This is a genomic window from Halomonas sp. DP3Y7-2, from assembly GCF_019800795.1.
In the GTDB taxonomy this organism is placed as follows: Bacteria; Pseudomonadota; Gammaproteobacteria; order Pseudomonadales; family Halomonadaceae; genus Halomonas; species Halomonas litopenaei_A.
In genome coordinates, this window is the sequence record NZ_JAHVKJ010000008.1 from 354,968 (window position 1) to 375,221 (window position 20,254).

15 protein-coding genes are annotated in these 20,254 nt (G+C 61.4%); 7 read left to right on the plus strand and 8 right to left on the minus strand.

Annotated features, from left to right (window positions below; genetic code table 11):
* The first annotated feature begins 480 nt into the window (after positions 1-480).
* From KUV45_RS11365 to sodC, 5 genes are all read left to right on the plus strand, one after another.
* On the plus strand, positions 481-5,799 hold the full coding sequence (locus tag KUV45_RS11365; RefSeq protein WP_222163106.1) for a hypothetical protein: 5,319 nt from the start codon (positions 481-483) through the stop codon (positions 5,797-5,799).
* Positions 5,800-5,982: 183 nt separating this feature from the next.
* Positions 5,983-6,171, plus strand: a complete 189-nt coding sequence (locus KUV45_RS11370; protein ID WP_222163107.1) for a hypothetical protein — start codon at positions 5,983-5,985, stop codon at positions 6,169-6,171.
* A 461-nt stretch (positions 6,172-6,632) separates the two neighbouring features.
* On the plus strand, positions 6,633-7,667 hold the full coding sequence (locus tag KUV45_RS11375) for a histone deacetylase family protein (protein ID WP_222163108.1): 1,035 nt from the start codon (positions 6,633-6,635) through the stop codon (positions 7,665-7,667).
* Positions 7,668-8,122: 455 nt separating this feature from the next.
* Entirely contained in the window at positions 8,123-9,472 is a 1,350-nt protein-coding gene (locus KUV45_RS11380; protein ID WP_206937906.1) for a Na+/H+ antiporter family protein, read from the plus strand.
* Between the two features lie 402 nt (positions 9,473-9,874).
* On the plus strand, positions 9,875-10,393 hold the full coding sequence (sodC, locus tag KUV45_RS11385; protein WP_222163109.1) for a superoxide dismutase family protein: 519 nt from the start codon (positions 9,875-9,877) through the stop codon (positions 10,391-10,393).
* 164 nt (positions 10,394-10,557) lie between these two features.
* Here sodC and KUV45_RS11390 read toward each other — a convergent pair whose 3' ends face one another.
* From KUV45_RS11390 to KUV45_RS11410, 5 genes are all read right to left on the minus strand, one after another.
* On the minus strand, positions 10,558-11,298 hold the full coding sequence (locus tag KUV45_RS11390) for an RNA methyltransferase (protein WP_222163242.1): 741 nt from the start codon (positions 11,296-11,298) through the stop codon (positions 10,558-10,560).
* Between the two features lie 108 nt (positions 11,299-11,406).
* A complete protein-coding gene (locus KUV45_RS11395) occupies positions 11,407-12,324 on the minus strand; it encodes a homocysteine S-methyltransferase family protein (RefSeq protein ID WP_222163110.1) in 918 nt (305 codons plus the stop codon).
* A gap of 303 nt (positions 12,325-12,627) precedes the next feature.
* Entirely contained in the window at positions 12,628-14,271 is a 1,644-nt protein-coding gene (gene groL, locus KUV45_RS11400; RefSeq protein ID WP_206937932.1) for a chaperonin GroEL, read from the minus strand.
* A gap of 68 nt (positions 14,272-14,339) precedes the next feature.
* On the minus strand, positions 14,340-14,633 hold the full coding sequence (locus KUV45_RS11405) for a co-chaperone GroES (RefSeq protein WP_045994577.1): 294 nt from the start codon (positions 14,631-14,633) through the stop codon (positions 14,340-14,342).
* Positions 14,634-15,220: 587 nt separating this feature from the next.
* Positions 15,221-15,781, minus strand: a complete 561-nt coding sequence (locus KUV45_RS11410) for an FxsA family protein (protein WP_222163111.1) — start codon at positions 15,779-15,781, stop codon at positions 15,221-15,223.
* Between the two features lie 492 nt (positions 15,782-16,273).
* Between KUV45_RS11410 and KUV45_RS11415 the strand changes: the two genes are divergently transcribed.
* Entirely contained in the window at positions 16,274-17,035 is a 762-nt protein-coding gene (locus KUV45_RS11415) for an SDR family NAD(P)-dependent oxidoreductase (protein WP_222163112.1), read from the plus strand.
* A gap of 119 nt (positions 17,036-17,154) precedes the next feature.
* Here KUV45_RS11415 and KUV45_RS20390 read toward each other — a convergent pair whose 3' ends face one another.
* Positions 17,155-17,571, minus strand: coding sequence for a ComEA family DNA-binding protein (locus tag KUV45_RS20390; RefSeq protein WP_222163113.1), 417 nt, complete (start codon positions 17,569-17,571; stop codon positions 17,155-17,157).
* A gap of 429 nt (positions 17,572-18,000) precedes the next feature.
* Between KUV45_RS20390 and pyrF the strand changes: the two genes are divergently transcribed.
* Entirely contained in the window at positions 18,001-18,699 is a 699-nt protein-coding gene (pyrF, locus tag KUV45_RS11425; protein ID WP_222163114.1) for an orotidine-5'-phosphate decarboxylase, read from the plus strand.
* Positions 18,700-18,714: 15 nt separating this feature from the next.
* Here pyrF and lapB read toward each other — a convergent pair whose 3' ends face one another.
* Together lapB and KUV45_RS11435 are read right to left on the minus strand one after the other, a co-directional pair.
* The gene (lapB, locus tag KUV45_RS11430) at positions 18,715-19,893 is read right to left on the minus strand and encodes a lipopolysaccharide assembly protein LapB (RefSeq protein WP_222163115.1); all 1,179 of its coding nucleotides are present in this window, start codon (positions 19,891-19,893) and stop codon (positions 18,715-18,717) included.
* Positions 19,894-20,199: a lipopolysaccharide assembly LapA domain-containing protein gene (locus tag KUV45_RS11435; protein ID WP_206937961.1), complete on the minus strand. Its 306-nt coding sequence runs from the start codon at positions 20,197-20,199 to the stop codon at positions 19,894-19,896.
* Positions 20,200-20,254 lie beyond the last annotated feature (55 nt).

Consider the following 20,254-nt stretch of genomic DNA (forward strand, 5'->3'; position numbering starts at 1 on the left):
CAATGACGCACACAGCAATGTACTGTGTTCCAGAAAAGGCAGTTCTGACGTCGTTGTCTACCCGCCAGTATTATGTAGACATATTTGAGTAGGAATCTAGCGATTCTTTGTCGTAAGCCTGGTTCAAGTTTTCTTTCATATATGACTTTTTAAGCACAAATATCTCGATCAAAGGTGATAAATTATTCTGTTTTTGCTCTTCGATTTTTCTCACTTCTGAAAATTAGAAAGTATCAATTTCGCGAACTATTTTTCTCATATAGTTGTTTCATAAGGATAAATTTTTCTGTGGCACAGGTGTTTCCTGGCATGTTTTTGTGCTTTTTGGCGCATTGTTTTTTTGATTGCCTGTTGGTGTAAAAAAAGTAGTTTCCAAATGGCATTTTTCTCAATCAATGTAAGAATATTGCTATTTATTTTTCTGTATAAATTGCGCTTTATTGTGCCCATTGCGAAATTTATGGATGGGGAGGGTGGGGTGTGAGCGATGAAATCCGTATAAACGATGTAAGCGGCAGGAATGATGTCGACGGTGTCAGCGATGTAAAGGATGTCAACGAGGTAAGTCGCGAAAACGCGGTTAACGATGTCGACCACCTGGGGCAGGCCTTGCCGCCGTCCTCGGCGGTGGCGGCCCCAACGGTGATCAGCGAGCGGAGCGTATGGCGCATCAACTTTCAACCTGAAGCCTCTGCGGCAGTGGACGGTTCTGCCGTAGACAGCGGCAAGGCGTTTGGCGAACAGGCGATCGAGGTCGGGGGGGTGTCCCACCAGTACGGCTGGGTCAGCGGCGCCAGCATCGCCGATGGCATCGACAACGGCACCACTCCCATGTCGCTGGTCGATGTGGATGCGTCCTTGCTGGTTGACCGCTCGGGGGACTTTGACGGGTTGGACCCTCGCCAGGCCAGCTACGCCCAGATGACGCGTGATGGTGGTGTCGCCGTCAATGCGGGATGGGAGATCGAGCTGGCGCCGGGCTTCTATGAGGTTACCCTGGCGGTGGGGGATGTCTCCGGCCGTTTTGATGCCTTCTATCAGGTCAACGCAGAGGGCGCTTCGCTCATCGATGGGTTTGTGCCTGCGCGGCCCGGCGACTTCCCGCTGGATGCCAACGTTACCGACGATACCGATGGCTTTCGCACGACGCTGGTGACCAGGGTGGTCGAGGTCACCGACGGACGCTTGACCCTGGACGCACTGGGCGCGGATGCCCGCAACGTCAAGCTGCAATATGTCGAGATTCAGTCGTTGCCGGACCCCACCCCAGGTGATGATCGTGATGCCGTCGATGACTATGCCCGGTTTGTCGGTGCCAGAGCCGTGGCGGGCGTCGGCAGCCAGGCAGTGGAGGTGGCACTTGATCGGGATGATGGCGGTTTGCCTACCGGGGTGGATCCGGCCTCGGACATCTTCGTGGGCGTTCAGGTGGTGGAAGGCAGGGGAGGTGTGCTGCTGGAAAGCCTGGCGGATGGCTCCGTGCGCCTGTTCGAAACGGTCACCGGTGTCGAGGTGAACTTCGATATCAACACCACCGGTGGTTTCGATTCCCTGACCCTGTCCCCGGTTGACCCGCTCAAGCCCTATACCAGCTATACCCTGGTCATCGATGGTTTTCAGGATCGCGGTGACAACAGCGATATCGATGCGCCAACCCGTGACTTCCTCAAATACACCAACACCTTTGTCACTGGACCGGTGACCGAGAGAGACGCGGACGTCGACGTTGCCTTCGAGGGCACCGTCGAGCTCGACGGTGCTGCAGATGATGCTGTTGCCTTTACCTCACTGACGCTCAACGGGGCAGGCGACACCCTGTATGTGGTCAGCATGGGCGGTCAGATCCGACGCTACGGATTAGACCCGGAAGATGGCTCCCTGGGGCCAGGTGAAGTGCTGGACCTGGGATGGGATCCATTCGCGCAGCCTGATTCGGTGACGGACAATGTGCGCCGGGCCATCATCGGCGTGGCAGAAGACCCCTCCGACCCCCAAGTGCTGTGGGTGACCGATAACTATCCGGTGCCGCTGTTGGGACAAGTGCGCAGGGTGCCAGACTTCAGTGGTCGGCTGTTGAAGATCACCCTGGACGAGGATGGCAGCTTCAGCGGGCAGGTTGAGGTGTATCTGACCGGCCTGCCGCGCTCTGCGGCGGACCATGTCAGCAACAGCATCGAGTTTCGCAAGAACCCAGAGTTTGACCCGGATTCCCCCGACGCCGGCCCCGAGTATCTGTTGTACCTGACCCAAGGTTCCAACACGGGTGTAGGGGGCGTTGACAGCGCCTGGGCCAACCGGCCCGAGCGCCTGCTATCTGCCACGGTGTTGGAAATTGATCCGAGCAGAACGCCTCCCGAGGGCGGATTCGACGTCACGACCGAGCCCCTGCCCGAGGATCAGACCCGCTTTCGCGACGACGATAACAACCTGAAGGATGATCCCATTTCCATGGGAGACGGGCGGTATCTGGTCTTCGACGAGCGCGGCGTCGCCAGCGTCCAGGACGTCGATGGTAACGTCCTGTCGACGTTCTACGATCCTTTCGCAGAAGACGCGGTGGCCAAGATCTTTGCCACCGGTATCCGTAACGCCTATGACCTGGTGTGGCACTCGGATGGCCGGCTGTACGTGCCTACCAACGGGGGCGCCGCAGGAGGCGTGGTGCCGGACGACCCGGCGACGCCACAGGATGAATCGCTGATCAGCGTGGGGCTCCAGGACGATTTTCTGTTTACTGTCGATCAGGGGGGCTATTACGGCCACGGCAATCCGTTGCGGGATGAGTACATACTGGATGGTGGCAACCCGACCCGCTTTGAAGACGCCAACGAGGTGTCGACCTACGCGCCCGGCACCCAGCCGGATCCCAACTATCGGGTGGAAGATACCTACGCTCTGGGACCCAACCGCTCACCCAATGGGGCCACCGAGTTCACCAGCGACATCTTTGGCGATGCCCTGAAAGGCAGCCTGCTGTTCACCGAGTTTTCCGGCGGCAATGATATCCGCTGGATACGCCTGGACGATAACGGCAAGGTCATCAGCGACGATGTGCTGCGTGACAGTGACGGCGGCGTCATCCGTTACAACAGCCCCCTGGATATCATCGAAAACCCGGCCACCGGGCAGCTGTATCTATTGACCTTGAATCGGCGTACCGGCGAAAGCCAGCTGGTCCGTCTGGATCCGGTATTGCCAGAACCGCCTGAGCCGCCGGAGCAGCCTGTGAAGCTGGCTACCATCCAGGCCGAGGACGATACCCCGAACGACGGTACCAGCGCCACGCTGTCAATGACCGGCGATGTCGCGATCTTTCAGGGCATAGCAGAGGGCACGCCAGGCCTGCGACCGGGCAGCTACGGCAACGATGGCAATCTCGATGATCGCGACGGTGTCGGTGGCGGCTATGCCGACTTTGGCGTCAGCGCCCAGGATTGGATCACCTTTGGCTTCACCCTGGCGCCGGAGGAAGCAGGCTACAACGTGCTGCGCATCCGCTATGCCAACGGCGGCGGCAAGGAACGCCCACTGGAGATATTCATCAACGGCGAAAGCCATGGGCTGGTGAGCTTTCCGGCTGCCCCGAGCCTTCCCAGCCTGGATGAAAGGTGGAACCTGTGGATGACCCAGGATGTACAGATCGACCTGCCGTCGGGGGAGGTCGAGGTTCGCCTGCAATCCCTGGGCAGGGCGGGCCCGAACATTGACCAGCTCGAGGTGTGGCAGGGCGATGTGTTTGGGCATACGAGCTATGAGGCGGAAGAAACGATGCTTCAGGGTGTGGTGCCAACGTCCGATGACAGTGGTCGTGATGCTTCTGGCGAGGCCTATGTCGCGCTGTCTGACGCCCAGGAGCAACGTATTACCTGGGCGATTCGGGTCGAACAGGACGGACACTACGAGCTGGGGTTTCGCTACTACCTTCCCGCGGATGGCGAGCCGCGTCAGCTGCCGTTCTCGCTCGATGGCGTCGAGCTGGCGCCGCTGCAGCTTGCGGCGGACAGCGAGACTGCCGATGACTGGGTGTACGTGAACGTGGAGGTATTCCTGGAGGCGGGAAGCCATGCGCTGGCGTTGGCCTCAACGGGGGGGAGTGCGGTCGACGTCGACCTGCTATGGGTGCCGGATCTGTCACGGGAAGCCATCCGGGAGGCTATCAGCCACCCGGCAGACGCCACCGATGGGATGCGTATCGCGCTGGATGACGGCGTGTCTGGCCTGGTCTCCAGTCCGCGCACCGCCGATGCGTTTTTCACGGTCAGCGAGTCAGGCCTATACCGACTGGACATGACGGTGGGCGAACCGGGGGACGAGATCGACGTCACCCTCAATGGGGAGCCATTGCCGCCCGAGCTGCAGACCGACGATGGCTCTGGCGGGGTGTTCTGGTACGTCGAGCTTGAGGCCGGTACGGAGTATCGCTGGCACCTGATATCGGATGATGACAGCAGCTCCCGTGTCGAGGCGGTGGAGGTAGCGCCGGTCGCTGTGGCAGAGGGGGCCGACGTTAGCCTGGTGAACGCCGAGAGCCAGTTCTTCCACGACCGACTGCTGTTCAACTATCTGGATATCAATGACTTTGCGGCCCCTGATCGGGATTTCAGGGAAACTGGCCTGGCGCGCATTACCAATGAAGGCAGCGAACCCCTGCAGATTCTGAATGCGATGCTCGATGGACCCTTTAGGCTGGCCGATGCCGACGCGCTGCAAGGGCGCGTGCTGGCAGCAGGCGAGTCCATCGACATCACGGTCATGTTCGATCGTGACAGTTACCAGGCGCCCGAGCGCAATGACGATGATGGACGTTTCTTTGGCCGGCTAACGCTGTTGACCAACGACGCCGACTCGCCGGTGACGTCCCTTGAGCTGGCGGGCTTCTGGCAGGCCCAGGACGAGGGCGGTTGGGAACCCACCGTGGATGAGATCTGGAGCGTTGCCGGGCTTGGCAACCGCATCGGCGGGCTGCCCCTCGCCGGTGGTGGCGGTGGGCCTGGCTCGCCCCTGTACGACTTTGGCTACTATCGTCCTGTCACTGACGAGGAGGTGCTGTCGCGTTACTGGACCTTTGCCGACGGCGTCGACAGCGTGAGCATCACCCAGCTCGCGTCCATGCAGAATCCCGGTGGGGCAGCGTTAGGGGTACATGCTTTCCAGGATACCTCCCAGGATCTCAGTCTTCTGCCCCACGGCCCGGACCAGAACCAGTCGCTGCTGCCACGCACCTTTGGGCGTGGTGAGTTTCCGGAGGTCACCTTGCAGCGCTCTGACATACCGGAAGACTGGACCGGGGATGCGCTGTTTGGCTTCGAGATCGCGAGGCTGTCGTCAGACCCGTCTCTCAACCCCACAGGCCAGGGCACGCCCCCAGCCAATGGCCCTGATCTGGAGCGAGGCTACTTTATTCGTCTGTTCCAGGCCCTGGACGAGGAAGGCAACGACATCCCGGATACCTACCTGGTCATCCAGGACTTCAATGGCGGGAACTTTGACTACAACGACAACATGTACGTGATCGAAGGCATCAAGCCGATGTATGACGGCGATGGCGTGGTCCCGACAGCCCTAGTGACTGGACAAAGGCCCGACCAGCAACCCGACCAGCAGCCCGTTGCGGACGTCACCATGTGGTCAGAGGAGGCGCCGCAGGCAGACGTGTCGCCACAGGGGGATCTTCGCCCGTGGGTTCTGCAGCAAGAATCAAAACAGCAGGAGGCTGAGCAGCAACGCCAGGCACCACCGCCCTCTGACGATATGGCGGAGGTTCAGGGCCTGCCCGATTCCGGGAGCGATATCTGGTGAATGCGGGAGTGATCAACGTTGCGACGTCTCCATCTGGCGACATATGGTGTGCTTACCCGGCGACAGAGGTGGTTGTACGAACTTTTCGATACCCTACGACGATATCGCCTCTATGGATTGTCACAGTGAATCGATAACCAGAGGTAAGAGTATCAGTGTCAATAGGGGATCAAGAGTATGCCGATGGTAACTTCTGCTGCGAAATGGCTGATGCCGCTTCTGCTGATCATGACCGTTGCGGGCTGTAGCTACGAACCGGCGCGAATCTCGTCTGAGCCGCTGATCATCCTTGACGATGACCACCGCGGGCATGGCGGCCATCACGACGGCGACTTCTGTCCGCCGGGGCAAGCCAAGAAAGGCCGTTGCTAGGCTCTGCTGCGAGCAAGGCGCCGTGGTGAGCCGTCGCACCGACGGCTGGCAAGCGCCTTGGGATGGATGTCAAAGGTTGACCGACGTCAATCAAACGGGTGGCCTGCTGGCGGTGGCAAAAACGCCAGGTCAGGCCACGCCGAGCTGGCCTGCTGCGGCCAGCTTGGCGGTGATGATGGTCCCGGGAGTGGTATCAAGGTCGGGTTTTCCGGCACTATCATGGGGTAGACTCGCTCAGGAGCAGGCTTGGCTTGCCTTGGCCTGAAGTGCTTTGGCCTGAACTGCTGTGGCCCGAGCTGCTGTGGCCCGAGCTGCTGTGGCCCGAGCTGCTGTGGCCCGAGCTGCTGTGGCCAGGGATAGACTCGCTCAGGTACCGTTTCGTGGAGATGGTGCCGAAGTGGTGCCCCAGGGTACGCAAGACACGGGGAGCGAGGTCGCGTCATCACCGGAGACCGATGTAGATGAAACTGTTTTACCATCCTGACCAGGAACGTCACGCACCCCCTCAGTTCTTGAAGCGAGGCGTATTGAGCGATTCGCCCGAAGGGCCGCGTCGGTCAGAGTTGCTGAGCGAAGGTCTCGCCGAGGTCGGCCTGGCGCTGACCGCACCCGCAGAAGTCGACAGTCCCAAGTTGAGGGAGCGGCTCAAGGAGATCCATACCGAGCGTTACCTGGATTTTCTCGAGACGATTCATTCCCGTTGGCAAACGCTGCCCGAGGCCACCGACTTCGTGGCGCCCAACGTGCATCCCTGCGGTGGCGGCAAGCATTATCCGCGGCACCCGGTGGGTCAGGCAGGCTGGCATCTGCACGACATGGCCTGCCCGCTGACCGCCACAAGCTTTCAGGGCATTCTGGCCAGCGCCGCGACGGCTCAGGCCGCCGCTGAAAGCATCGTGTCGGGCGCAGGCACGGCGTATGCACTGTGTCGTCCGCCGGGGCATCACGCGGGGCCAGATCGCGCCGGGGGCTTCTGTTATCTCAACAATGCCGCTCTCGCGGCCACCGTGCTGCGTGAGCATGTGTCCCAGGTGGCCATCCTGGATATCGATCTTCATCACGGTAACGGCACCCAGGACATCTTCTACGACCGCGGCGACGTCTGGACCGGTTCACTGCACGCTGACCCTGCGGACTTCTATCCCTACTACTGGGGTAGCGCAGAAGAGACCGGCATCGGCCCTGGGCTAGGGGCCAATCTGAATGTCCCGCTGCCGGTGGGCAGTGGCATCGATGCCTTCCAGGCCGCTCTGGACGAACTGCTCGATGCCATGGCGAGCTTTAGCCCGGATGCACTGGTGCTGGCGCTGGGGCTGGATGCCCACAAGGATGATCCTCTGGCGGGGCTGAGCCTCGATACTCAGGACTTTGTGACGATTGGCCGCCAGGTGGGCGAGCTGGGCCTGCCCACGGTGCTGGTGCAGGAGGGCGGTTATCCGACCCCGGCGCTGAGCCGTAACCTCGCTGCCTTTCTGCGCGGGTTCACCGATACCTGAGGGCGCTGGACGTGAGTTTGCTGCGGCGACTTTACTGCGGCGGCCTAGCACAGTCGCCTTAGCCGCTGACGTCCTCTAGAGCTGACGTTCTCCAGAAAAGCGCCACAAAAAAGAAAAGCGCCACGACCGATGGACGTGGCGCAGCAATCTTTTTGCTTTCTTTCCTCCCTGAGGCACTATCCCGGTGCCTGAACTCCCTCGATGCGTCCTGCATCGTCGCATCCGTGACGCTCATGGGGCAGTATCCGTTGCCCGATGTTGCCTGAACACGAGTGTAGTATGTCCTGCCAATATGACAAATCCGTCAACGCCGCGTGATGCTTTGGTGACATCCCGCAGCCAGCGCTTTTCTGGTATCCTTCGCGCCGACTTTTGCGGGAAACCTGCGCTATTCCTGGCTTTGCGCCGAGGTTTTCCCCTCCCTCAACCCTCGTAACCCCAACTCGGATGTTCCTATGAACGCTGTAATTATTGCCGTTCTGGTGATGGTGGGCCTGTCGCTGGCGCGGGTCTCGGTGGTGCTGGCGCTGGTGGTCGGCGCCCTGGTGGGTGGCCTGGTCGGTGGTCTGTCCATCGAGGATACCCTGGCGGCTTTCAATGACGGCGTAGGGGGAGGTGCCAAGGTGGCGCTGGCCTATGCCACGCTGGGGGCCTTCGCGGTGGCGATTTCTCGCTCGGGCCTGCCTGACCTGCTGGCCCGACGCCTGATCACCTTGCTGGGGCAGGAATCCAGTGCATCTCGCCAGGCCACGGTCAAGTATCTGTTGTTGGGCAGCGTCCTGTTGGTCGCGGTATCGTCCCAGAACCTGATTCCCGTGCACATCGCCTTTATCCCGATCCTGATTCCGCCGCTGCTCAAGGTCATGAACCAGCTGCGTATGGACCGTCGCGCCGTGGCCTGTGCCCTGACCTTTGGCCTGACGGCGCCCTATATGCTGCTGCCGGTGGGATTTGGCGCGATCTTCCTCAACGATATTCTGCTGGCCAACATCAATCAGGCCGGGGAGAGCCTTGGGCTCGAGATCGGCCGTGCCATGGTGCCCATGGCGATGGGCGTGCCCGTGGCCGGCATGTTCCTGGGATTGCTGGTGGCGGTGTTTCTGTCCTATCGCAAGCCTCGCGACTACTCTGAGGCCGAGCTAACCCACCATGCCCACGGCCATGAAGCGGGCGACACCGAGGAGCCCCGCGCGCTGGGGCTGATCATGTCGGTGGTGGCCATCGTCGCGGCGCTGGGTATTCAGCTTTACACCGGTTCCATGATTCTGGGGGGGCTGGTCGGTTTCTCGCTGCTGTCCATGGGCGGCATCTTCCGCTGGCGCGAGGCGGACGACCTGTTCACCAGCGGCATGCGCATGATGGCGCTGATTGGCTTCATCATGATCTCCGCCTCGGGTTTTGCGGCGGTGATGACGGCCACCGGCGATATCGAGAGCCTGGTCAGTGCCAGTGTCGAGGTCATCGGTGATAACCGCGGCCTGGCGGCGCTGCTGATGTTGCTGGTCGGTCTGTTCATTACCCTGGGCATTGGCTCCTCGTTTTCCACCATCCCCATCATTGCCGCCATCTTTGTTCCGCTGGCGGTGCAGTTCGGTTTCTCCGATCTGGCGACGGTGGCCCTGGTGGGTACCGCGGCGGCGTTGGGTGATGCGGGTTCACCTGCCTCGGATTCCACCTTGGGTCCGACCTCGGGGCTCAATGTGGACCGCCAGCACGATCACATCTGGGATAGCGTCGTGCCGACCTTCGTGCACTACAACATTCCGCTGGTGGCCTTTGGCTGGCTCGCGGCGATGACGCTTTAGTCCTGGGTGCCCGTTGAGGCCCTACGCAGACGTCCTTGCCAGCGTAAGCGGCTAACGTAAGGGCTAACCTAAGCGGCTAACGTAGCCCCGAACGACAGCGCACACGCGATAGACCAAAACAGTGCCCGTGCTCCCGCAGCACGGGCATTGTCGTTTCAAGGGGGGGAAAGGGTGGCTGTAAAGGGTGTTTGACGATATCGCTTACGGGTTGTGCTGATCCGTCACTTTGGTCCAGGCTAAGGGGCAGGGAGTCGCGAGATCGAGTCGTTGAACACAGCCAACGGTCGGCAAGACTCGGCGCTGAACTCTCTACAGGGAGAGAAAGACGTTCCTGACGGCAGGTGTTCCAGAAGGAACGTCGTACCCGATGGAAAGACACTTCACATGGAAAGGAGCCTCTAGATGATCAAGGCAACATGGTGGTTAGGCGCTAGCCTGCTGGTGGCGGGTGCAGCACATGCCGCGACCGAGGTGGAGATGCACCGTGTCAGTACTGACGGCGTGGGTGATAGCGTCGGTACCATCACCTTCGAGGATAGCGATCATGGCCTGCTGATTACGCCTGCCCTGGAAGGGCTGGACACCGGAATCCACGGCCTGCACGTACACGTCAACCCGGATTGCTCCCCGGAAGAGAAGGACGGGGAAGTGGTGGCTGCTGCCGCTGCCGGTGGGCACTATGACCCTGAGGAAACCGGCACCCATCAGGGCCCCTATGGCGATGGACACCTGGGGGATCTGCCCGCGCTGTCCGTAGGACAGCAGGGCGAAGCCGAGCTGACGACCCTCGCCCCAAGGGTGAAGGAGTCTGACCTGAGCGGCCGCGCGATCATGATTCATGCCGGTGGCGACAACTACAGCGACGAACCTCACCTTGGTGGTGGCGGAGCCCGCGTCGCCTGTGGGGTCATTGACGGCTAAGCGTCAGCCCGAGCGGGTCGCGATTAGTGTCGCGATAATGTCGCGATAGTGTCGCGACCCGCGTTTATGTGAACGATGTTGTCGTTCTAGTCGATCAATAGCCGCTCTACCCAGGGAAGAGCCGCTCTAGCCAACCAAGGGCCGCTCTAGTTGGCCAAATGTCGCTAGCGGTTGTCGTCGGAAGGAAGGTGGCTTTCCAATGAGGATAACCAGCCTCGCAGCAACGAAAGCTCCTTGCGCGAGGGGGTAGCACGGGCGAACAGGGCCTGCAGCTGCTCTTCGGTTTTCGCGTGGGGCTGGGTGATAAAGCCACTGCGTTGCATGACGCGGCTCAAGTGGCTCTGGAAATGCCCCACCTGCTCACGTGTCGGCGGTGTCGCGATAGAGCTGGCACCAGCGTTAGACTCACCTGCGTGCTTGCGCCATGCCCGCCTGACCTCGTAGGACAGCACCTGTACCGCCTGGGACAGGTTCAAGATGCCGTAGTCAGGATTGGCAGGAATGCTGACCTGATGCGAGCACAAGCGAATCTCATCGTTGGTCAGGCCGTAGCGCTCGCGGCCGAACACCATCGCCACGGGACTGTTGCGAGCATCTTCCACCAGGTCCTTGGCCAAATCGTCCGGCTCGTCGTAGTGGGGCAGTGGCAGGCTACGCAGTCGCGCGCTGGCGCCGACCACCCGCACGCAGTCGCCAATGGCATCTTCCAGCCGCTCGACCACTCTTGCTCCCTCGATCACATCCAGCGCGCCCGCCGCCAAGCGGCTGGCTTCCTCATCCGGAAAGGCACGGGGATTGACCAGCACCAGGTCCGTCAGGCCCATGGTCTTCATGGCGCGGGCGGCGGAGCCGATGTTGCCGGGATGATAGGTCTGGACGAGAACGATGCGGATATTGGAGAGCATTCGACAGCAAATCGCAGTAGAGACAGGGAGCGCCATTGTAGCCGCCAGCGGCCTGGCGGGGAATGAGCGGGCTTTCACGCCTTGTCTGTCCTGGTCTTTTCTCAGTCGCTACAGCGACCTTCGCCATGTCTCCAGGGCGGCGATATGGCTGGGGCTGATGCCGCAGCAGCCGCCGATAAGGCGAGCACCGCGTTCGAACCAGCGTGTGGCGTAGTCCAGGTAGCCCTGGGGAGTGATCTGGCGGTCCTGGGTCAGGGTGGCATTGGCCTGATGGGCTGCGGCAATGGGTGCGAAGCTGTTGGCGTAGGCGCCCAGCGGCAGCGAGCAGCGCAGGCGTCGCATGGCGTCACTGGCATCGATCAGAGCCTGCTCGATCACCTCTGGAATCGAGCAGTTGAAGAGAATGGCATCGGCACCGCCCTGGCAGAGTTGTGTGACGGCTTCTGCCACGCTCTCGCCGGAGCGCAGGCGCGCCACGTCGGTGATATCGTCCTGCAGGGTCAGGGCAAACCAGCGTGGTGCATCGCTATTCGCCAATACCTCCTGGACGACAGTGATTTCTTCCAGGCTCGACAGCGTCTCGGCCAGCCACAGGTCCACGAAGGGCTCTTGAGCGCGGTAAAGGTCCGTCAGCAGCGAGCGTGCACGATTGGCGTCAAACAGGTCCGGGCGGTAGCTGCCCATGACGGGGGGAAGGCAACCGGCAACCTGGGCGCGGCTGCTGGAGGCCTCGCTGGTCTGGTCGGCCTGCCATTCGCTGATGGATCGCGCGGCTAGCCGGGCGGCTTGGGTGGCAAGGGCGATACCCTGCTCCTGATAGCGTTCTTCGCCGAGATGGAAGGGCACGCAGGCGTAGCTGTTCACCGTGATGACACGCGCGCCAGCATCAAGAAAGTTGCGGTGGGCCTCGACCACACGATCAGGGGCTTCGATCAGCGCCTGGGCGCTCCACAGCGGTTGTGAAAAGGGCGCGCCGATACGTTTCAGCTCTCGCCCCATTCCGCCATCCAATAGCGTCAGTTCCATCGCTTGCCTACCTCGAAAAAGCCGGGACATAGTGAACCACGGCAGGGGTCGTTCGATAAGTGAAATGTCCTCAGCGTGGATATGAGGCGGATCGATGAAGAGGGCGATGGCAATGGCTATGGCAATGGCAATGGCAATGACACCTAAGCGTCGGGCATAAAAAAGCCCTGCCGCAGGGGCAGGGCTTTTGTGTTTGCTCTAGGGCTAGTGCTCTAGGGCTGGCACACCAGAGGCAAGTCGCAGCATTGCTGTTCATTACCTCTGGGTGCGGGGCCGGGCAGGCTAGCCTGCCCGTGGGGGCACTTACATCATGCCGCCCATGCCACCCATTCCGCCCATGCCGCCCATGTCCGGAGCAGCGTCTTTCTCGTCCGGATCGTCGGCGATCATGGCTTCGGTGGTGATCAGCAGGCCAGCAACGGAACCAGCGGACTGCAGTGCAGTACGGGTCACCTTGGCCGGATCCAGCACACCCATGTCGAACAGGTCGCCGTACTCGCCGGTCTGGGCGTTGTAGCCGAAGTTGCCTTCACCGTCCTTGATGCGGTTGACGATGACGGAGGCTTCCTGGCCAGCGTTGGTGACGATCTGACGCAGCGGTGCTTCCATGGCGCGCAGGGCGATGGCGATACCGTGGGTCTGGTCTTCGTTGTCACCCTTGAGACCAGCGATCTTGGTCAGGATGCGGATCAGGGCAGTACCACCGCCAGGCACGACGCCTTCTTCGACGGCTGCACGAGTGGAGTGCAGGGCGTCTTCGACGCGAGCCTTCTTCTCTTTCATCTCGACTTCGGTGGCAGCACCGACGCGGATGACAGCAACACCACCGGCCAGCTTGGCGACACGCTCCTGCAGCTTCTCGCGATCGTAGTCAGAGGAAGTCTCTTCGATCTGAGCGCGGATCTGGTTGACGCGTGCTTCGATGTCGCTGTCGTTGCCAGCACCATCGATGATGGTGGTGTTTTCCTTGGACATGGTCACGCGCTTGGCGGTGCCCAGGTGGTCCAGGGTAGCCTGCTCGAGGTTCAGGCCGACTTCTTCGGAGATCACAGTGCCGTTGGTCAGGATAGCGATATCCTGCAGCATGGCCTTGCGACGGTCGCCGAAGCCAGGCGCCTTGGCCGCTGCCACCTTGACGATGCCGCGCATGGTGTTGACCACCAGCGTTGCCAGGGCTTCGCCTTCGATGTCTTCAGCGATGATGACCAGCGGCTTGCCAGCCTTGGCCACGGCTTCCAGAGTCGGCAGCAGTTCGCGGATGTTGGAGATCTTCTTGTCCACCAGCAGGATGAACGGATCTTCCAGTTCCACCGCCATGGTGTCCTGGTTGGTCACGAAGTACGGGCTCAGGTATCCGCGGTCGAACTGCATACCCTCGACCACGTCCAGCTCGTCTTCGAAGCCGCGACCTTCATCGACAGTGATGACGCCTTCCTTGCCGACTTTCTCCATCGCTTCAGCGATGATCTCGCCGATGCGAGTGTCGCCGTTGGCGGAGATGGTGCCAACCTGAGCGATAGCCTTGGAGTCGGTGCAGGGCACGGACAGAGCCTGGATTTCCTTGACCGCCGCAACGACCGCCTGGTCGATACCGCGCTTCAGATCCATCGGGTTCATGCCGGCAGTCACGCCTTTCAGGCCTTCGGCGACGATGGCCTGTGCCAGAACGGTAGCGGTGGTGGTGCCGTCACCAGCAACGTCGGAGGTCTTGGAAGCGACTTCCTTGACCATCTGCGCGCCCATGTTCTCGAACTTGTCCTTCAGTTCGATTTCCTTGGCGACGCTGACGCCGTCCTTGGTCACGGTCGGTGCGCCGAATGACTTTTCCAGCACCACGTTGCGGCCTTTCGGGCCCAGAGTTGCCTTGACGGCGTTGGCCAGAACGTCAACACCACGCGCCATGCGCTTGCGGGCATCATCAGAGAACTTGACTTGTTTCGCTGCCATTTTCTGTACTTCCTTTGAATCTAAGCGTCAAAAGTGAACGTTGAAACGACCGAGTCAGTGGCGTGGGCTCAGCCCTCGACGACTGCCAGGATGTCGGACTCGCTCATGATCAGGACTTCCTCGCCGTCGATCTTCTGCTTCTCGACGCCAAAGCCATCCTTGAAGATCACGGTGTCGCCGACCTTCACGTCCAGAGGACGTACGTCGCCGCTCTCGAGAATCCGGCCGTTACCGACGGCGAGCACTTCGCCACGAGTCGGTTTTTCCTGGGCGTTGCCCGGAAGCACGATGCCGCCTGCGGTCTTCTGCTCTTCCTCAACGCGACGGATGACGACGCGATCGTGCAAGGGACGGATGTTCATTGCTCACGTTCTCCTGATGGTTTTGCTAGGCCGGGGCATCCACCCGCGGCGGTTCATTGTTCACTCTCGTCGTGACGCAGATCGCGGCGAGAGCTGGAGGTCATGGCCAGGCTGCCGATGAAAGTGGCAGGCCTTTGTCGGCCCTCCTGTCAAAGGCGAGGGAGCAACCCCCTCACCGAAGCTTGATGCTGATCTGGTAAGTGGGGCTGGTGAAGGGGCTTTCAAGGGCGAGGACGAAATTTTTTTCACACTCATGCGCCCCGTCAGCGCATCACGGCACAACCTTGGCGCAAACTTGGGCATGCCCACGGGCAATCTCCCCCCGCAAGGGTGACGATAGGGATAACGACAGGGGTGATGAGGGGGATGATGAGATGTAGAGAGGGGACAACAAGAATAGCGAGAGGGCTGAGGATAATGCTGGAGGGAGCGCTGAGGATAGTGCGGGAGATAGCGCTGCAGGGAGCGCTGGAGGGAGCGCTGAGGATAGCGCCATGAAAAGGGGCGAAGACAGGGGCCGTTAACGCCCCTATCTCCGCCCCTGTCTCCCGCAGGCTTAGCGTCCTCCGCCCCTGTCTCCCGCAGGCTTAGCGTCGACGATCGTCCTTGCTGATAAATTCGCCTTCGATGGGGTCGCCGTCACCGTTGTCGGAGCCCTGCTGCTGCCGTTCTTGGTGCTGGCTGGTGCCAGCGTCCCGGCCAGAGGCTTGCTCCCAGCCATTGGCTGAACCGGCGCCGAAGTCAGAGCCTTGCGAGCCACCGTAGCCAAAGCTAGAGCCACCCATCTGGAAGCCCTTCATGCGAATGCCAACCTTGGCCAGCAGCTTTCCTAGCAAGCGACGAGCGTCCGGGATCAGGCACATGAAGCCAAGGGCATCAGACAGAAAACCTGGGGCCATCAGCAGCGCACCGCCAAAGATCAAGGCAGCACCGGTCATCAGCTCCGAGGAGGGGATTTCGCCGCGGGCCATGCGCTCCTGGGCGCGGGCGAAGGTCGCCACACCCTCACGACGGATCAGATGCAGGCCGATAAAACCGGTAGCCAGCACCAGGGCGAGGGTCGACAGCAGACCGATCTCACTGCCGACCGAAAACAGCACGGCGAAGTCGAGCAGGGCAAAAATGGTGAAGATAAGAAGGAAGGGCATGTCAGCTCCGCGTTGTGGTCTGTTGAGAAGATGGGGGTGAAAGGCGAAGAGTTCAAGCATCAACCTCTGGCGCTGATGCACAGTGCCCGACGGTCGCTCGCACCGGCGCCCCCGCCACCGCGTGCTAGTGGTCGGTCGGTGGCTGTGAGCGTCTGGGGCGAGCTGCAGCTGTCACTGCATCGCAGTGGAATATTGTCGTTTGCGTTTTTGCGTTTTTGCGTTTTTGCGTGAGTGACGTGAGGTCGACTATCGACTCGGACGCATTGGTCGGTGCGTCAATGGCTTATAGCGGGTATGCCATCGCCTGCAAACTAGCGTTTGGCGCGAGCCGGGTGTCGGAAGGTAGCGCCGCGCCGGGAAACTTGGCATGCTGCAACGCAATAACTGCTCGTTGTGCAGCGTTCCGGGTCCCCGATCCGTGGAGCACGCGTCGGCGAGCCACCGACCGGCCTGTCAGCCATGGCACGGCTGGTGCTTACCAGGGGAAACCGTATGCAGTTGGAAAATGCCGTCATTGCCATCACCGGTGGTGCTCGTGGCCTGGGACTCTCCATGGCCCATCATCTGGGCAAGCTGGGTGCCCGGCCTGCACTGATCGACTTCGATAATGATCAACTCGACAAGGCCGTCAACGAGTTGGTGGACGCCGGTATCGATGCTCGCGGGTTCGTCGCCAATGTGGCGGACGAAGCGTCGGTCACGGAAGTCTTCGCCGACATTCGCCAGGGTATGGGCCCGCTGGATGGGCTGATCAACAATGCCGGCATCCTGCGCGATGGTCTGCTGGTCAAGGCTCGCGATGGCAAGGTAGAGAAGACGCTTGGGCTGGATGCCTGGCAGGCGGTCATCGACGTCAACCTTACCGGCGTGTTCCTGTGCGGACGGGCTGCCGCCGCTGCCATGATCGAAGACGGCCGTAACGGCGTTATCGTCAATATCTCCAGCATCTCGCGGGCCGGTAACATGGGGCAGAGCAATTATGCCGCCGCCAAGGCCGGTGTGGCTGCCTTGACCGTGACCTGGGGGCGTGAACTGGCGCGCCACGGCCTGCGTGTGGCTGCCGTCGCTCCAGGGTTTATCGAAACCGAGATGACCGCGTCCATGCGTGAAGACATGCTGGACAAGCTGACGGCTGGAGTACCGGTACGCCGCTTGGGGGCTCCCGACGAGATCGCCAAGACCGTGGCCTTTATCTTCGACAATGACTACGTCAATGGCCGCGTGATCGAGGTAGACGGTGGTCTGCGCCTCTAAGCGTGGCCGTTTCGATCTAGCGCTAGCGCCTGATGACCTGCAAGCACCCGCCACGTCCCGTGGCGGGTGCTTGCGCGATGAACGCTATTCTTGGTGACGCCGATCGTGACGCCGACAAGTCAGTCGGTACTGATTTCGTCCTTGAGCCGCGCCACGGTGTTGGCGCCAATGCCTTTTACTCGAGTCAGGTCCTCTGCGCTGGTGTAGGGTCCATTGACCTGGCGGTCTTCGACGATGGCTTGCGCCTTGGTGGGCCCAATGCCCGGCAGCTCGGCCAGCAGCTCAACACTGGCCTCATTGACGTTGATGGGCGCAATGGCGGGGCCTTCTGCAGCGAAGGCCGGATGGGCCAGGCTCAGCCAGGCGACACTAAGCCAGACCAGCGTCCCGACCGTGAGCCCATGGAGCCGGCGACGACGGACAGTGCGTTGAGTGGTAGACGTGCGGTGATGGATAGACGCGCGGTGATGGATAGACGCGCGGTGATGGATAGACGCGCGGTGATGGACAGACGGGTAGTCATTGAGTGTTGGCATGAGAGACGTCCTGTTGTTGTTGGAAATGGGCGGCCAAGCGCTGTGTGTCATCAATAGCAGCAGCACCTGTGCCAGAAAGGCCGCGCCGTCGATCCTTTAGGTGTGCGCCAAGCCCTCCCGAGTGAACAGTCGTTGGCGTTGTCCTGGTGGCCGTCGGCTGTCTTCTCTCACCTTAGGGTTAGATAAGAAAACTCTGTTATAAGAATATTCGTAATAAAATATCAGTCATCTATGAAGATCTGAGCCAGCCAAGCGGCAGCGCGGGTGGCGCCAAGGCTGATATACTGCGGCGATTTGGCGCCCTTTGCCTGCTGCGGGCTAGCCGGTAGCGGGCCTGGCTCAAGGCCTCAGTATTGCCCCCCGCGCAAGGGCAGTACTCCCGGATCAGCAGGGCGCCAGCGCTTCGTTCACTTCTCGCCGGAGGCCGCCGTGACCCCCTCATCTCCCTTGATCATCGCCCTCGACTACCCCTCCATGGACGCCGCCTTGTGCATGGCAGACCGGCTGGATCCGGAACGCTGCCGCGTGAAGGTCGGCAAGGAACTGTTTACTCGCAGCGGGCCAAGCGTGCTCGACGCCCTTCACGGTCGCGGCTTCGAGGTATTTCTCGATCTCAAGTTCCACGACATTCCCAACACGGTGGCCGCAGCGGTGCAGGCGGCGGCAGAGCAGGGCGTGTGGATGGTCAACGTGCACGCCTGTGGCGGTCGTCGCATGATGGAAGCGGCCCGTGAGCGTCTTGAGCAGAACGGTCTGTCCACCCACCTGATCGCCGTGACGGTGCTGACCAGCATGACCGCCGATGAACTGGCGACCACCGGCGTGTCGTCGCCGCTGGACGAGCACGTGGAGCACCTGGCGAAGCTGGCCAAGGACAGCGGCATGGATGGCGTGGTGTGTTCTGCCCAGGAGGCCGCCCGTCTGAAGGCAGCTTGTGGCGACGATTTCCTGAAGGTTACGCCGGGCATCCGCCCGAGTTTTGCTCAGGCGGGGGATCAGCGGCGGATCATGACGCCCCGGCAGGCGATGGACGCGGGCAGTACCCATCTGGTGGTGGGGCGGCCCGTGACTCAGGCAGAAGATCCGATGGCCGCTCTTGCGGCGATCGAGGACGAGCTCAAGGGCTGACGCTCTGTTGTAGCGCTATTCGCCCTCGATGCCAGTGATCGGTTTGGTGGTGCCCCAGTTGCGGCAACGGGGGCACTGCCAGTGCAGGTGCTCCCCCGAAAACCCGCAGCGTCGGCAGCGATGCCGCGGCAACGCCTTCAGCAGCGGCTGCGTGTGTTGACGCAGTAGATCAAAGCGAGTGTCACCGGCGTCAGCGCCGCTGCGCTGGTAAAGGCCCATCAGATAATCGACGCCGCCCAGGCTCGGCTCCTTCCTTAGCTGCTCAGTAATCAGCTCGATGGCTTCGTCATCGTTGCCACGCACCTGCCTGAGCGTCTGGGCCAGCAGCACAATAACGCTGGTGCAGGGGTTGAGCTCCAGCAGGCGCCGCAAGTGTTCGATCAGGCCCTCGGCATCGTCCAGCAGCTGATAGGTGCGCTCCAGCGGCTCCAGCAGGGTGGGGATGAACACCACATCCTGCTGGGGAATGCGGTCAAGAAACTTCAGCGCCTGGCGGTATTGGCCGGTGTCGTGGCACAGCTTGGCATGCACGAGATTGGCTCGGATGCAGCGCTCGTCGATGGACAGCGCTTGCTTGAGGTGCTTGCGGGCGACCCCGTGGCTATTGGAGGTGCGGGCTATTTCCGCCAGCTCGCAATGCCAGTGGGCTGCCGCGCGGCGCAGGTCGTCGTGCTGGCGGGTCAGCTGCGGTACGGCAACCTCGATGGCGTTCTGCCATTCCCCTTCACGCTCGAACAGGTCCACCAGCAGCCGCTTGGCGTGGTGGCGAATCTCGGCGTGGGTGTCCTCCTTGACCAGGCCCTTGAGCAGCCGTTCGGCACGGTCATGCAGACCCAGGTGCAGGAAGTCGCGGGACAGCTCGAGCTGGACCCAGGCGCCCTGGTGGGCATCGAGGAATGGCCGGGCGAGCAGATTCTGGTGAATCTTGACCGCTCGGTCGGCCTCCCCGCGAGAGCGGAACAGGTTGCCCAGGGTGACATGGGTCTCGATGGTGTCGCTGTTTACTTCAAGCGCGGAGATAAACGTTTCGATGGCCCTGTCCTGCTGGTCGTTGAGCAGGTAGTTGAGGCCGACGAAATAGTCGCGATGCAGGCTGGGGGCAGGGCGTTGTTGCGGACGGCTTTCCCGCCGGCCGAGCGCCCAGCCAATGGCGAGGGCGACGACCAGCAGGCCCAGTAGCAGGAGATCCGGCATTCAGGGCAGTTCCTTCATCTCCTGCACTCGAAGGCGGTCGAGTTCCTTGCGCTGCTGCTGGTTGTGGCGCTGGGCGCGGGTCAGCAGCGTGCGCAACCTGATGTAGACGCCAGTCATGGCGAGCATGCCGAGCAGGACGCCCACGGCCAGGGAGGCCAGCAGCCAGACGGACAGGGATGCCTCGGGCAGCTCGAACCAGATCAGGTTCAGCGGCAGGGCCTGCTGGTTATTGGTCGCGAACAGGATACCGATGATCAGTACCGCCAGCAGAATGATGGCCATGATCAGGCCTTTTAGCCAACGCATGTGTGACTTCCCGTAGTGAGACGAAGAGAGGTTGAGCCAGAGATAACGGAAAACG